Here is a 13,645-nt window from a genome sequence, read left to right on the forward strand (position 1 = left end):
GACATGACAGACCTCACGCCAGCGCCCGAAGACCGCGCCCCGGCCGAGCCCGTGCGCGTGGACGACGCCACCCGCCTGCGCCGCTGGCGCCTGGCCCTGGGCGGCGAGGCCGAAGCCGCCTGCGGCGCACCGCTGGGCGCCGAGGCCGACATCGACCAGGCCCTGGCCGCGCTGTACGAAGCCGATGGCAACGGCGGCCTGGGGCCTGACCGGCGCGGCGGCCGCGGCGCCTCGCGCCCGGGCGTGGCGCGCTGGCTGGGCGACATCCGCCGCTACTTCCCTTCGCAAGTGGTGCAGGTGATGCAGCGCGACGCGCTGGAACGCCTGAACCTGCGCGACATGCTGCTGCAGCCCGAGATGCTGCAAGCCGCGCAGCCCGACGTGCACCTGGTGGCGCAGCTGGTGGCGCTGAGCAGCGTGATCCCGGCCAAGACCCGCGACACCGCGCGCGCCGTGGTGCGGCGCGTGGTCGACGAGCTGATGCAGCGGCTGGACGAGCCCTTGCGCAGCGCCGTGACGGGCGCGCTCGACCGCAGCCAGCGCAACCGCCGCCCGCGCCATGCCGAGATCGACTGGCACCGCACCATCCGCGCCAACCTGCGCCACTGGCAGCCCGAGTACCGCACCGTGGTGCCGCAGGTGCTGCACGGCTACGGCCGCAAGGCGCGCCGGCCGCAGCGCGAGGTGGTGCTGTGCATCGACCAGAGCGGCTCGATGGCGCAGTCGGTGGTCTACGCCAGCATCTGCGGCGCGGTGATGGCCAGCCTGCCGGCCGTGAGCACGAAGCTGGTGGTCTTCGACACCGCGGTGGTCGACCTGACCGAGAAGCTCGACGACCCGGTGGAGCTGCTCTTCGGCGTGCAGCTCGGTGGCGGCACCGACATCAACGGCGCGGTGGGCTACTGCCAGACGCTGATCCGCGAACCGCGCAACACCATCCTCGTGCTGATCTCCGACCTCTTCGAGGGCGGCGTGGCGCCGCAGCTGCTGCGCCGCGCGGCCGAGCTGGTGGAAAGCGGGGTGCAGTTCATCACGCTGCTGGCGCTGTCGGACGAAGGCGCACCGGCCTACGACCGCGAACTCGCCGCGCAGCTGGCCGCTTTGGGCGTGCCCAGCTTCGCGTGCACGCCCGATGCCTTCCCGGCGCTGATGGCCGCGGCCATCCGCCGCGAAGACGTCAACGCCTGGGCGGCCGGGCGCGGGCTGGTGGCGACACGGCCTGGAGAGCCCCCACGGTGAGGCAGGCGTCGATCACCTGGCCGGTGCGCTTCGCCCGAGTGCGCGAGCACCCGGCCGGCCTCACCACTTCGGCGGCAGCTTCTTCAGCAGCACGATGCGCTCGCGCGTGACCTCGATGTAGCCGCCGCGGGCCAGGTCGGCCAGCAGCCGGTTGACCATTGCCTTGGAAGCGCCCACGCGCTCGGCGATGCGCTGCTGGCTCAGCGGCCCGGGCACGCAGCGTTGCCCGTGGTCGTCGACGGCCAGGGCCTCGAACAGGCCCACGAGCCGGCCGTAGACATCCACCGAGGCCAGGCGGCTGACCGTGTGCGTGAGCACCCGCACGCGCTGCGCCAGGCGCTGGATCAGCTGCAAGGCCAGGGCCGGGTGCTCGGCCAGCGCCTGTTCGGCCTGGCCGCGCATCACGCGCGTCAGGCGCGCCCGGGTCAGCGCCTGCACGGTGGCGGTGCGGCGCTGGCCGCCGAGCATCAGCTCGCCGAACAGCTCGCCGGCGTGCAGCGTGTTGAGCTCCACCACGCGCCCGCCGTCGCCGGCCACGTAGGCGCGCAGCTCGCCTTCGTGCACGAGGTAGAGGCTGTCGGCCTCGTCGCCCTCGGCCACCACGGTGCTGCCGGGCTCCCAGGTGCGTGTCTCGCCCAGCCGCGCCAGCTCGGCCAGGATGTCATCGGCCGTCCCGGCCTGCGCCCCTTGCAACATACCCACCCCCGGCTTGAACGCGGTGCGGTCCCGTGCGGCACCGCCCAGCGGTCAGTATTGAACGATGGTGCGCGCCGCACATCGGCTGGATGGAGCATCCCTGCACCGGCCCCACCAGCAGGGCCGCAACAGGAGAGCCCCATGTTCCAGCCTACCGCCTTCTTCCGCGCCGCCCAGATCACGCTTGTGGCCGCCGCCTGCCTCGCGCCGGCCGCACAGGCCCAGACGGTGCCGCTGCGCGACCAGCTGCACGCCAACGCCCTGGCCTCGTTCCAGCAGGGGCGTTTCTCCGAGGCCTACGGCCGCTTCATCGCACTGGCCAACGCGGGCCACGCGCCCGCGGCCGAGCTCGCGCTGTTCATGGCGCAGAACGCCACCCAGGTGTTCGGCAAGGACTGGGACGTGACGCAGGAAGAGCTCAGCACCTGGGCCGCCCTGACTGGCCGCCCTGCACCGGTGCTGCAGGCGCGCGTGTACCCCCGCGGGCTGAGCAAGACGGCACTGGCCCCGCGCTAAGGCTGCCGCCGAGCCAGCCAGGCGGCCACGCCGTCTTGCGCGGTTTCCACCGCGCCGGCCAGGTAGCCCGGGTGCTGCGGCGACCATTCGCTGCCGATGCCGGTGAGGCGGCCTGCCCAGGGCCCGCTGGCGGCTGCAGCTTCGGGCGCAGGGGCGTGGTGGGCGGGGGCGGCCTGCAAGTCGGCCGGGGTGGCCGTGTGCGGGCTGGCGGCCCAATCCTTGAAGAACTCGGCTTGCGGCGCGGCCGCTGCCTGGCCGAACAAGCGCTGCAACTGCGCGCGCGCCAGATCGCGCATCGCGCCTTCGCCCAGACGCAGGCGCACCGCGGCCGGCACACCGAAGAACCCGAAGAGCGCGCCACTGCCCTGCGGCGGGCTGGCATCGTGGATCTCACCCAGCGGCCCGACAGCGCTGCGGGCCTGGCCTGAGAGGCCCTGCGCGCGCCAGAAGGGCGTGTCGTAGACGGCCACGTACTTGGCATGCGGGGCCATCCACGTGGGCGTGCTGCTCCAGGCCCGTTGCAGCGCTGGCGGCAGCGGCGGCGTGCAGCCCAGGCCGGCCGCCAGGCGCGGCGGCAGGGCCAGCAGCACGTGCCCGGCCTGCCAGCGCACGGGCTCGCCGGCCGGGCCTTGCACCGTCAGCGCGACACCCGCGTCGTGCACGGCCAGGTGCAGCACGCGGTGCCGGCCGAGCACGCGGGTGTGGCGCAGGCTGGCGTGCAGCGCCTCGGTCAGGCCGGCCATGCCGCCCTGCAGGCGCATCGATACCGGCGTCTCCCACGGCGAGCGCACGCGCTCCGGCGGTGCGCCGGGGTGGCGCTCCAGCAGCAGGTCGCCGATGTCGAACTGGGCAAAGCGCGACAAGCCCAGCTCGTCGATCAGGCGGCTGAGATCGGGCTGGTGCTCGGGCCAGAACCAGGTGGGGCCGAGGTCGAAACGACCGGCCACGCCAGCAGGCTCGGACAGGATGCGCCCGCCCAGCGTGGACTCGGCTTCGAAGAGCAGGGCCCCGCGCACCCCAGCCGCTTCGAGCAGGCGGGCCGCCAGCAGGCCGGCGAGGCCGGCGCCGACGATGGCGACGGGCGCCACGGCGGGCTTCACACGGGGTTCATCGGGCGTCGCAGTCATCGCGGCATTTTCAGATCCGCCTTCGGTCAGACGGCGGAAAGCGCTGGCGATGGCGCAGCCCACAATGGGCGCGATGACCGCCACGCCCGCCCCCGAAGCTGCAGCGCTGGAAGCCGGCATCGCCGCGCTGGAGGCGCAGCGCGCCACGCTGGGCGATGCCGTGGTCGATGCCGCCCTGGGCGGCCTGCGCGCCCGGCTGGCGGCCCTGCAGGCCAAGGAAGGCGCCGCCCCCGCACGCGCGCTCAAGCAGGTGAGCCTGCTGTTCGTGGACGTGGTCGGCTCCACCATGCTGAGCCAGCACCTCGACCCCGAAGAGACCAGCGCCGTGATGGACGGCGCGTTGCGCCGCGGCACGGCGCTGGTGGTGGCCCACGGCGGGCGCGTGGTGCAGTACGCGGGCGACAGCCTGCTCGGTGTCTTCGGCATGGACGAGGCCAACGAAGACGACGCAGAGCGCGCCGTGCGCTGTGGCCTGCGCCTGCTGGCGCTGGGGCGCGAGCTGGGCGCCGCAGTGCTGGCCGCGCACGGGCAGGCGGGCTGTGATGTGCGCGTGGGCATCCACACCGGCGGCGTGCTGGTGGGCGGCGGGGGCGGCGGTGCCGGTGACGAGAGCGCTGTCCGCGGGCTGGCCGTCAACATCGCCGCACGCATGGAGCAGAGCGCGCCGGCCGGTGCGCTGCGCATCAGCCAGGACACCTGGTCGCAGGTGCGAGGCCTGTTCGAGTTCAGCCCGCCCGAGCTGCTGCAGGTCAAGGGTGTCGATGCGCCCATCGTCAGCCACCTGGTGCACAAGGCCTTGCCGCTGGCCTTCCGCCGCGGCGCGCGCGGCATCGAAGGCGTGGCCACGCGCATGGTCGGCCGCGAGGCCCAGCTTGCGGCGCTGCAGGCCGCCTTCCAGCGGCTTTGCACGCACGAAGTACTGCTGGCCGTCACGGTGGTGGGCGAGGCGGGCCTGGGCAAGAGCCGCCTGCTGGACGAGTTCCAGGCCTGGACCGCGCGGCAGGCCGAACCGGTGCTGCGCTTCCACGGCCGCGCCACGCCGCAGAGCCAGGGCCAGCCTTATGCGCTGCTGCGCGACCTCATCGCCACGTGGCTGCACATCGGCGACGACGACACGCTCGACGAAGCCAAGGCGAAGATCGAAGGCGGCCTGATGCCGCTGTTCGCCGACGAGCCGGCCTTCGCACAAGGGCACGCCCACCTGCTGGGGCACCTGATCGGCCTGGACTGGAAGGACAGCCCGCACCTGCGCGGCATCCTCGACGACCCCAAGCAGATCCACGGCCGCGCGCAGCACACGGCGGTGCAGATGTTCCGGCGCCTGAGCCGACCCGCGGGCGCGCAACGCGGCACGCGGCTGATCCTGCAGCTGGAAGACCTGCACTGGGCCGACAACGAGAGCCTCGATTTCCTGGGCCACCTGTGCAACGTGAACAGCGACCTGCCGCTGTGGGTGCTGGCCTTCACGCGGCCCACGCTCTTCGAGCGGCGCAGCCACTGGCCGCACGAACGCATCGACCTGCAGCCGCTGGATGCGCCAGCGCAGCAAGCGCTGGTGGGCGAGCTGCTGCAGAAGCTGCCCGCGCCGCCGGCGGTGCTGACCGCGCTGATCACCGGCCGCGCCGAGGGCAACCCCTTCTTCACCGAAGAGCTGGTGCGCATGCTCATCGACCAGGGCGCCATCGATGCCAGCGGCGACACCTGGCAGCTGCAAGAACACCGCTTGGTGGCCAGCAAAGTGCCCGTCACGCTCACGGGCGTGCTGCAGGCGCGGCTGGACGGCCTGCCCGCCGCCGAGCGGCTGACCTTGCAGGAAGCCAGCGTCATCGGGCCGCTGTTCTGGGACCGTGCGCTGATCGCGCTGGACGCGCGGGCCGAGACCACGCTGCCAAGGCTGGTGCGCCGCGAACTGGCCCTGCCGCGCCAGGACACCCACCCCGACGGCCTGCGCGAGTACGCCTTCCAGCACGCGCTGCTGCACCAGGTGACCTACGAGACCGTGCTCAAGCGCGAGCGCCGCCTGCTGCACGCCAAGCTGGCCGCCTGGCTGGCGGCGCAGAGCGAGAGCAACAGCGCGCGGGCGGGCGACTTTCTTGGCGTCACCGCGCACCACTTCCAGGAGGCCGGCGCCGCCGCCGAAGCGGCCGAGTTCCACGCCAGGGCCGCCGAGCACGCCATCGGCCGCCTGGCGCACACGGCCGTGCTGGGCCATGTGCAGCAGGGGCTGGCCTTGCTCGACACCTTGGGCCCCGCGGCGCGCCATGCGCTGCTGCGCTGGCGGCTGCTGCACGTGCAGGAACGAACGCTGGATTTCCAGGGCTCGCGCGAAGCGCAAGGTCACGCGCTGGATGCCATGGACGGAATGGCCGAAGCACTGGCCGACGACGCCCGGCGCTCCTACGCCGCCAACCGCCGCGCGCACCGCGCGCTGCATATGGCCCGCCATGCCGAGTGCGAGACGATTGCGCGCCGTGCCGTGGACCTCGCCGAGCAGGCACTGGCCCAGGGCAGCGGCAGCGCGCAGGAGCTGCACGAACAGCGGCTCTTCAACCTGCGCCTGCAAGGCCTGGCCGCCGTGCACCAGGGCCGCCCGGACGAAGGGCAGGCCCTGTTGCAGCAGGCCCTGGACGAAGGCCGTGTGCGCGGCCTGTTCAAGCTGCAGGCCTTCTGCCTGAACAGCCTGTCGGCGCTGGCCTTGCGCCGCGGCGACCACGTGCGCATGCTCGAGCTGGCCCGGGCAGCCCTGGGCCTGCTGCGCCGGGCCGGCGACCGGCGCAACGAGGGCAATGCGCTCATCAACGTGGGCGTGGGCTGGCTGAACCTGGGCCACCTCGACGCCGCGGGGCAAGACCTGCAAGACGCGCTGCGGGTGGTGGCCCAGAACGGCGACCGCATTGCCGAGTGCGCATGCTCACTGGGCCTGTCGTCCCTGGCGCACCAGCAAGACGACGACGAACAGGCGCTGGCCTTGGCCCGGCGAGCGCTGGACATCGCGGGGGCCGTGCGCGCGCCGCACTACGAGGTGCTGGCGTTGCTGAGCCGCGGGCAGGCCGAAATCGCGCTGGGCCAGTTGGCCGCTGCTGCGCAAACCTACACGCTGGCCCAGCGTCTGGCGCAGGGCATCGGCCACGGCTGCCGCTTCGACGCCAGCGCCAGCCTGGCCCGGGTGGCGTTGAAGCAGGGCGATCTGGCAGCGGCCTTGCAGCAAGCCGAGGCCCTGATGGCCATGGCCGCACCGCCACACGACCCCGCGGCCGGCGATTCCCCCGACAGCACGCACGGGGCGGTGGGCCGCTTCGACGGCGCCGAATCACAGCGCCTGATCGAGCTCACCCTGCACCAGGTGCTGGCGGCCGCTGGCGACCCGCGCGCCGACGCCTGGCTACACCGCGCGCACCGCGAGGTGCAGGCCCAGGCCGACACGCTGCAAGACGCGGCGCTGCGGCAGATGTTTCTGGCGCGCATCCCGGTGCACCGCGAGATCGTGGCGCTGTGGGCGGCGCGGGGCGGGCGCTGAGGGCGCGGCCTGCGCCGCGCCGGACCCCGCCTGGTGTCGCCGCGGCCCTCGCGTTCAGCGCTGCGACCGCGGCAGCACCACACCCGGCAAGCTGCCTTGCCCATCGCGCTGAACGATCGGGCAGTTCAACACCACCGGGGTGGGCTCCAGAACCACATCCCCCTTTTCGGCGGCGGCCAGCACGGCCTCTTCGGCCCGCAGTTCGCGCGGGGTGCGGCCGGGCTGCCAGGTGACCTTGACCATCTGCCACAGGGGGCTGTAGCCGGCATCGCCACTGGCCGGCCCTACCGGCCGCGGTGCCGAGGCGAACAAGCTCGGCTGCTGGAAGTTGGTCACCGCGTAAACCTTGTCGACAGACGACACCCGCCCGGGCTGGGGTGGGCCGCCCGGCAGGGCGTGGGCCAGGCGCGGCGCGAAGTTCGCTCCCTTGGCCGCGGCCACGTCGGCATGCGAGACATCGGTGGTGACGTACAGCACCGCCTCGCCATCGAACCAGCCCATCAGCACCGGCAGTTGAACCTGGCCCGGGCCCGGCCCGGGGCCTGGTGGGGCAGGCGTGTGCACGCAGCCCGCCAACGCCGCCACCAGGCCCAGCGGCACGAGCCACTTCTTCACCATTGCGAAACTCCCTGTGCCATGGCCGACGACGCGGCCGCTCGTTGCCAATCTCGGGGCGTACGCCCCACCCGCTGCAGAAACACCCGTCCGAAAGCACCCGGGCTGGCATAGCCCACCTCGGCGGCCACCTGCTTGACCGCCAGCCCTCGGCGCAGCAGCCGGCGCGCCAGCCCCAGACGCCAGCCGGTGAGATAGTCACCTGGTGGCACGCCCACGGTGCCCGCGAAGTGCGCGGCAAAGCGCGCCCTCGACATGCCAGCCACCGCGGCCAGCGTTTCCAAAGTCCAGCCCCGCGACGGATCGGCGTGCATCGCGCTGAGGGCCTTGGCCAGACGTGCGTCGCCCAGGCCCGCCATGAGGCCGGCGTCCACCAGCCGCGTGGCCATGGCGTGGCGCAGCAGCTGGATCATCAGCACCTCCACCAAACGCTCCACCACGGCGGCATGGCCGCAGCGGCCGGCCGCGGCCTCGGCGAACAACACCTGCTGCGTGAGCGCCAGGCCCGGCAACTGCACCATCGGCACGCACAGCACCGGTGGCAAGCTGCTGAGCAGCGGGTTCTCGTCGGGGGCACCGAAATGGATGGCGGCCGTGACCAGCTCAGCGCCCTCCGCCGAGGGGGCCATCAGCCGATGCGGCAGGGGCCCCGGCACATAGACGAGGCTCGGCTGGTTCAGAAGGTGACGGTGCCGTTTCGGCCCCAGCAGTCGCAGCGGCCCCCGGCCCAGCACGTGAAGATGACCGTCGCTGCCGTGGGGCTCGATCGGCCGCTCGTGGTGCAGCAAGCCACCCGTGAAGAGTTGCGCACGCAGCTCAAAGCGCTGCAGCAGGGCCGACAGGCGGTCAGACATGAGACGAGAAGAGCAATCTCTGAGATGAAACGCAGCCAATCATCTCACCGCCCGCGCTAGAGTGCACCTGTCTCATCTGCCCGAAGCCCGCCATGACGACCGCGACTGCGCCGAACGCCCTGATGCCACGCCAGCCTGTGCCGGCACTGCAGGTACCCACGCTCGAACACGGCGTTTTCGAGCTCGGCGGAGATGGGGCGACGAACTTCACGCTGCTGGTTTTCTACCGCGGGCTGCACTGCCCCATCTGCCTGAAGTACCTGCTCGAACTGGGCCGGCTGCAGGCCGACTTCGAGCAACGTGGCGTGAAGCTCATCGCGCTGTCGAGCGACACGCCCGAGCGCGCGCAGGCCATGGCCGACAAGCTGAAGGCGCCGGGCCTGCGCATGGGCCACAGCCTGCCGCTGGCCCAGGCCCGTGCGTGGGGCCTGTACATCAGCACCTCGCGGGGCACCACTTCGATCGGCATCGAGGAGCCGGCGCTGTTTTCGGAGCCGGGTGTCTTCCTCGTGCGACCCGACGGCACGCTGTACTACGGTGCCGTGCAGACCATGCCCTTCGCACGGCCCCATTTCGACGAACTGCTGGCGGCCGTCGACTTCGCGCTGGCCAAGGCCTACCCCGCGCGTGGCGAGTACGCGGGCGCGGTGTGAAGGCGGCCGGCACGCGTTTCATCTCTCGCCGCAGTGCGCTGCTGGCGGGCTTGATGGCCGCGGGCGCGCACGGCAGCCGCTCCGCGCCGCTTCGCGACGGCACGCCGCGCCTGTTGAACCTGCCCGCTGGAACCCGGATCGCGCAACTGCACGCGGGCGGCCCCTCCGGCCTGCTCGGGCTGGCCTTCGACGGCGCGCTGTGGGCCCTGTGGCCGCAGCAAGCGCTGCCACTGCGCCTTGCCGACGGCCTGGATCCCGCCACGCCACTGGCCAGCGGCCACGGTCGCATTGCCGCGCGCACCGCCGACGGCGGCCTCTGGGTGTTCGATCGGGCTGCCGGCCAAGTCCAGACACAGCGTGATGCAGACCTGGCGCCACACGCGGGCCTGCTGGTCTTGCCGCTGGCCGTGCTGGGCGTGGCGGCTCAGGGCCACAGGCTGGTGCGCTTCGAACCTGCCAGTGGCGGCCGCTGGCACGCCGTGGCCAGGTCGCGAGAGGCTCTTTTGCCCGACGCGCGCCCGCTGCAGGCCGATCTGGACGGCCGCGGCGACGGCGGTCACATCGTGGTGCTGGCCGGCCCTGACACGCAGCGCTACCGGCACGGCGTGCTGGGCGACGCGGTGGAAGCCACGCGCGTGCTGTGGCTCGAGCGCCATGGCCTGGAGTTGATGCGGGCGCTGGACCTGCCGGCGCCGCATGTCTTCGAGGACATCGCACCGCGGCCTGTGGCGCTGCCCGGGCCTGCCGGCACCACCGGGCTGCTGACGGTTCGCGCCGGGCCCGAAGGCGGCCAACTGGCCCTGCTGGTCGCGGACCCAGCGCAACCCGCCCGCCTGCAACTGGCCGGTCTGGGCGAACCGGTGGGCGGCTTCCACCGCTGGCTGGCCCCTACCACCGACGGCCGGCAGATCGTGGCGGTGCACACACCGCACATAGGCGGCCAGCTTCATGCGTACCGCCAGGAAGGGCAACGCCTGGTGCGACGCCTGCTGGCTGGCGACATCAGCACACACCGCATCGGCTCACGCGAGACCGACTTGGCCGTCTGGCTGCATGGGCGCCTGCTGTTGCCCAGCCAGAACGGCCTGGTGCTGAGGACTTTCAACCCTGCGCGGGAGTGGGCCGACGAGGGCGCGCTGCCGCTGCCCGCGCGGGTGGTGCAGACCACCGCACTGGCCGATGCCTCGGCCTGGGTGGGCCTGCTGGACGATGGCGGGGTGCTGTTGGCGCCCGTGAGCACGCCGCTGCCGGCCGGCAAGCGCAGCTAAGGGGCTGCCAACGGCAGCAGCAGGCAAAGCCGGGTTCCCCCGCCCGGGGCCGGCAAGGGGCGAAGGCTGCCGCCGTGCAGCACCGCCACGCGTTGCGCGATCGCCAGACCGAGCCCGCCGATGCCGCCGCTGAGCCGCTTGATCGGCGGTTCGCGCAGCGACAGGCCTCGCTCCAGGCGCTCCTGAAGATCGCTAGGCAGGCCGGGCCCGCTGTCCTCGATCACGATCTCGGCCTGCATGCCTTCGCGCCGCAGGCTCACGCGCACGGGCTGCTGCGCGGGCGCGTGGCGCACGGCGTTGTCGATGAGGTTGGTCAGCGCCCGTTCGATCAGCTGCAGATCACCGTCCAGTTCCATCCGCCCGGGTGGCACACCTTGAAGCGTGACCGGCGGCTTGGCGTGGCCGACTTCAAACTTCTGCACCGCATCGCTGACCACTTCGTCCAATGCGAAGCGCTCGCGCTGCAGCCCAGGGTCGCCCGACTGCAGCGCGGCCAGCTCGAACAGCTGCTGCGACAGCCGCCCCACCTTGCGGCTCTGCGCCAGCGCGGCCTGCAGCACGGCAGCGCGCGGCGGCGCGATTGGCCCGCCACTGTGCAGTGAACCCTGCTCCAGGGCTTCGAGGTGGCCGTGCAGCGCGGTCAGCGGCGTGCGCAGATCGTGCGCGACACTGGCCAGCATCTCGCGGTGGTCAGCCATCTGGCGGTGTTCGCGTTCGGCGTGGGCTTCGACGCGCGTGCGCAACTCGCCGAAAGCCCTGGCCAGGGCCTGCACCTCGTCGCCGGCCGGCCGCTTGCCGGAGGTTCCGGCAACAAGGGCGCTGCCGGGCTCGCGCCGCTGGTAGCCGTTCATGTCTGTGGCCAGCCGGCGCAGCGGCAGGCTCAAGCGGCGGAACGTGAACACGCCCAGCGCCAGCGTGACCAGCAACCCTGCCAACGAAGCCCACGCAATGCCTTGCCAGAGACGATCGGCGCCCAGCTGTGCAGCCACCTGCTCGCGCGCCGTGCCGTCGAGCACCACGTACAGGTAGCCCGGCGCCTGGGCGTCGCCTGGGCGGGGCGGGAACATCGCCGCACTGAAGATGCGCGGCACGCCCGAACCCATGGGGTCGGTGCCACGCAGCGGCAGATTGGCGCCGGTCAGGAAGGCGCGCACCACGTCCAGGTCCACCTGGTTCTGCCGCACCATGCCCGGCTCGCCGATGTAATGCTGCACCCGGCCCGCAGCGTCCAGCAGGTAGACCTGCACGCCAGGGTTCACCGACATCAGCATCTGCAGCAGGGCCTTGCGCGCCGCGCCCTCCGCGCCTTCCGAGCCCGGCGCGCCGGCCGCCGTGATCTCGGGCCATTGCGCCACGATGTGCTGCGCCAGCCCGTGCGAGAGGCGCTGCAGCGATTCCTGTGCCTGCTCTTGCGCGTACTGCCGCCCGATCAGCGCCACGAAGGCGCCATGACCCAGCAGCAGCAAGGCCAGCACCAGCGCCAGGCGTGTGGTGAACGAAACGCCGCGGGCCCTCATGGGGCCGGCTCGAGGTCGAAGCGGTAGCCCACGCCCCATACGGTGACCACCCGCCTCGGCTCGCGCGGGTCGTCTTCGATGCGGCTGCGCAGGCGGTTGATGTGCGAATTGACCGTGTGCTCGTAGCCGTCGAAGCCGGCGCCCCACACACGCTGCAGCAGCTCGCCCCGGCTGAAGGGCCGACCCGGGTGCTTCAGCAGGAAGTGCAGCAGGTCGAATTCACGCAGGGTGAGCGGCACCGCCTGGTCGTCCCGCAGCAGCTCGCGACGCACGGTGTCAAGCCGGAACGGGCCGAAGCGCAGCGCGTGCGACGCCGGTGATGCCGCGCTCAGCTGCTCGATGCGCCGGAACAGCGCGCGGATGCGGGCCACCAGCTCCAGCATTGAAAACGGCTTGGCCAGATAGTCGTCGGCGCCCAGCTCCAGGCCCAGCACCCGGTGTGCCTCGGCCGAGCGCGCGGTGAGCATGATCACAGGCACATCGGCATGGCGCTCGCGCAGGTGGCGGCAGACCTCCCAGCCATCGGCGCCGGGCAGCATCAGGTCCAGCAGCACCAGGTCCCAGCGTTGGCGGTCGATGGCCGCCATGGCGTGGCGGCCATCGGCCTCGCGGTGCAGTCGGAAGCCCGCTTGCTCCAGGTGCAGGCCCAGGGCCTGCGCGATGGCGTCGTCGTCTTCCACCAGCAGCAGATGCTTGTTCATGCGTGGCCCGTGCGGGCCGCCGCCGATGGCGGACCCGTTCGTCATTGAAACAGAACGCAGCCCCTGCCGTTCAGGCTGCGCGCGCAGGGCCGCGGGCGCCTTCCTCACGGCGTCGGCGCACGAGAAAGCCGATACCCAGCAGGCCGGCCGTCAGCATCGCCAGGCTGCCGGGCTCGGGCACCGGCGACACCGCGAAGCTGATGCGATAGACCTCGCTGCCGGCGCTCAGGCCGCTGTTGAAGGTGTAGCCCGCGCCTGTGGCGAGGCCGTTGAATGCGGCCAGTTCAGCGAAGTTGAAGGCCACCACCGAGTTCTGCGGTGTGCGCAGGTCGTTGGCGCCCACGAAAGCGGCAGCCGCGGGATCGAAGGCCTCGGACCCGGCGTCCCAGATCTCGCTGGCCTTCATGGTGATGGACGGGATGGCCAGCCCACCGGCAGCGTCGAACAGGCGGTACCCCAAGGGGTTGTCGTTGCCGATGAAGAAGTCGTTGCTGGGCACCACCATGCCTGCGAACGTGAAGTTCGGGTTGAGCGAGGTGTCGACGCGCAGCGTGAGGCTGCTGGTCGCACCCGGCAGCAACAGGCCCCCGACAGTGCCGCGTGTGGCCGTGGGATCTGCCGCTGCAAAGGCCGATTGCCACGCGCCGCCGGCGCCCCCTTCAGCCACCGAGATGATGGGTGCGGTGGCAACGCCGCCCAGGTTGAAGGCATCGAAGCTGCCGTTGTGGAAGCCCAGGTGCAGCGGTGCGAAGGCGATGCCGTTGGCGGGCACGAGGTTCTGGACGGTGACGGTGACGTCGACGATGGCGGCACTTGCGGACAGGCCGGTGCAAGCCGCCGCGAACGCGACGGCGGTCGCACGGAGCGCGCGGTGAAGATTCGTAGGCATGGGCTGACTCCTGGCTGGGTTTGAATGGAGAACAAGACGAAGCAAACTTCGCC

12 protein-coding genes are annotated in these 13,645 nt (G+C 72.2%); 5 read left to right on the forward strand and 7 right to left on the reverse strand.

Annotated elements, in window-relative coordinates; translation table 11 throughout:
- Positions 1-3 precede the first annotated feature (3 nt).
- Complete coding sequence (locus tag EOE66_RS02030; protein WP_128227013.1) at positions 4-1,239, forward strand: vWA domain-containing protein; 1,236 nt, start codon at positions 4-6, stop codon at positions 1,237-1,239.
- Positions 1,240-1,299: 60 nt separating this feature from the next.
- Here the strand turns inward: EOE66_RS02030 and EOE66_RS02035 are convergent, their stop codons facing one another.
- Positions 1,300-1,935 (reverse strand): Crp/Fnr family transcriptional regulator, encoded by a 636-nt coding sequence (locus tag EOE66_RS02035; protein WP_245478901.1) that lies wholly within the window; start codon positions 1,933-1,935, stop codon positions 1,300-1,302.
- A 141-nt stretch (positions 1,936-2,076) separates the two neighbouring features.
- Between EOE66_RS02035 and EOE66_RS02040 the strand changes: the two genes are divergently transcribed.
- On the forward strand, positions 2,077-2,451 hold the full coding sequence (locus tag EOE66_RS02040) for a hypothetical protein (protein WP_128227015.1): 375 nt from the start codon (positions 2,077-2,079) through the stop codon (positions 2,449-2,451).
- Here EOE66_RS02040 and EOE66_RS02045 read toward each other — a convergent pair.
- The gene (locus tag EOE66_RS02045; RefSeq protein WP_128227016.1) at positions 2,448-3,578 is read right to left on the reverse strand and encodes a flavin monoamine oxidase family protein; all 1,131 of its coding nucleotides are present in this window, start codon (positions 3,576-3,578) and stop codon (positions 2,448-2,450) included. The two genes, EOE66_RS02040 and EOE66_RS02045, sit on opposite strands and share 4 nt — an antisense overlap.
- 73 nt (positions 3,579-3,651) lie before the next feature.
- Here EOE66_RS02045 and EOE66_RS02050 point away from each other — a divergent pair, with 73 nt between their 5' ends.
- Positions 3,652-7,095, forward strand: a complete 3,444-nt coding sequence (locus EOE66_RS02050; protein ID WP_164884960.1) for an ATP-binding protein — start codon at positions 3,652-3,654, stop codon at positions 7,093-7,095.
- Between the two features lie 54 nt (positions 7,096-7,149).
- Here EOE66_RS02050 and EOE66_RS02055 read toward each other — a convergent pair whose 3' ends face one another.
- On the reverse strand, positions 7,150-7,710 hold the full coding sequence (locus tag EOE66_RS02055; RefSeq protein ID WP_164884961.1) for a DUF7482 domain-containing protein: 561 nt from the start codon (positions 7,708-7,710) through the stop codon (positions 7,150-7,152).
- Positions 7,707-8,564: an AraC family transcriptional regulator gene (locus tag EOE66_RS02060; RefSeq protein ID WP_128227019.1), complete on the reverse strand. Its 858-nt coding sequence runs from the start codon at positions 8,562-8,564 to the stop codon at positions 7,707-7,709. The genes EOE66_RS02055 and EOE66_RS02060 overlap by 4 nt, the downstream gene beginning before the upstream one ends.
- Before the next feature lie 92 nt (positions 8,565-8,656).
- Here EOE66_RS02060 and EOE66_RS02065 point away from each other — a divergent pair, with 92 nt between their 5' ends.
- Positions 8,657-9,217 carry a peroxiredoxin-like family protein gene (locus EOE66_RS02065; RefSeq protein ID WP_128227020.1) on the forward strand — a complete coding sequence of 187 codons (561 nt, stop codon included), beginning with the start codon at positions 8,657-8,659 and terminating at the stop codon, positions 9,215-9,217.
- Positions 9,214-10,485, forward strand: a complete 1,272-nt coding sequence (locus EOE66_RS02070) for a hypothetical protein (protein WP_245478865.1) — start codon at positions 9,214-9,216, stop codon at positions 10,483-10,485. The genes EOE66_RS02065 and EOE66_RS02070 overlap by 4 nt, the downstream gene beginning before the upstream one ends.
- Here the strand turns inward: EOE66_RS02070 and EOE66_RS02075 are convergent.
- From EOE66_RS02075 to EOE66_RS02085, 3 genes are all read right to left on the reverse strand, one after another.
- On the reverse strand, positions 10,482-12,002 hold the full coding sequence (locus tag EOE66_RS02075; RefSeq protein ID WP_128227021.1) for a sensor histidine kinase: 1,521 nt from the start codon (positions 12,000-12,002) through the stop codon (positions 10,482-10,484). The two genes, EOE66_RS02070 and EOE66_RS02075, sit on opposite strands and share 4 nt — an antisense overlap.
- Positions 11,999-12,703 (reverse strand): response regulator, encoded by a 705-nt coding sequence (locus tag EOE66_RS02080; protein ID WP_128227022.1) that lies wholly within the window; start codon positions 12,701-12,703, stop codon positions 11,999-12,001. Before EOE66_RS02080 ends, EOE66_RS02075 begins: the two co-directional genes overlap by 4 nt.
- 70 nt (positions 12,704-12,773) lie before the next feature.
- A complete protein-coding gene (locus EOE66_RS02085) occupies positions 12,774-13,592 on the reverse strand; it encodes a spondin domain-containing protein (protein WP_128227023.1) in 819 nt (272 codons plus the stop codon).
- Positions 13,593-13,645 lie beyond the last annotated feature (53 nt).

Source organism: Rubrivivax rivuli, from assembly GCF_004016505.1.
GTDB lineage: Bacteria > Pseudomonadota > Gammaproteobacteria > Burkholderiales > Burkholderiaceae_C > Rubrivivax > Rubrivivax rivuli.

Bases quoted from the DNA above. Each gene is read 5' to 3' on its own strand.
- EOE66_RS02030 (WP_128227013.1), top strand. From the start codon at position 4: ATGACAGACCTCACGCCAGCGCCCGAAGACCGCGCCCCGGCCGAGCCC.
- EOE66_RS02035 (WP_245478901.1), bottom strand. From the start codon at position 1,935: ATGTTGCAAGGGGCGCAGGCCGGGACGGCCGATGACATCCTGGCCGAG.
- EOE66_RS02040 (WP_128227015.1), top strand. From the start codon at position 2,077: ATGTTCCAGCCTACCGCCTTCTTCCGCGCCGCCCAGATCACGCTTGTG.
- EOE66_RS02045 (WP_128227016.1), bottom strand. From the start codon at position 3,578: ATGACTGCGACGCCCGATGAACCCCGTGTGAAGCCCGCCGTGGCGCCC.
- EOE66_RS02050 (WP_164884960.1), top strand. From the start codon at position 3,652: ATGACCGCCACGCCCGCCCCCGAAGCTGCAGCGCTGGAAGCCGGCATC.
- EOE66_RS02060 (WP_128227019.1), bottom strand. From the start codon at position 8,564: ATGTCTGACCGCCTGTCGGCCCTGCTGCAGCGCTTTGAGCTGCGTGCG.
- EOE66_RS02065 (WP_128227020.1), top strand. From the start codon at position 8,657: ATGACGACCGCGACTGCGCCGAACGCCCTGATGCCACGCCAGCCTGTG.
- EOE66_RS02075 (WP_128227021.1), bottom strand. From the start codon at position 12,002: ATGAGGGCCCGCGGCGTTTCGTTCACCACACGCCTGGCGCTGGTGCTG.
- EOE66_RS02080 (WP_128227022.1), bottom strand. From the start codon at position 12,703: ATGAACAAGCATCTGCTGCTGGTGGAAGACGACGACGCCATCGCGCAG.
- EOE66_RS02085 (WP_128227023.1), bottom strand. From the start codon at position 13,592: ATGCCTACGAATCTTCACCGCGCGCTCCGTGCGACCGCCGTCGCGTTC.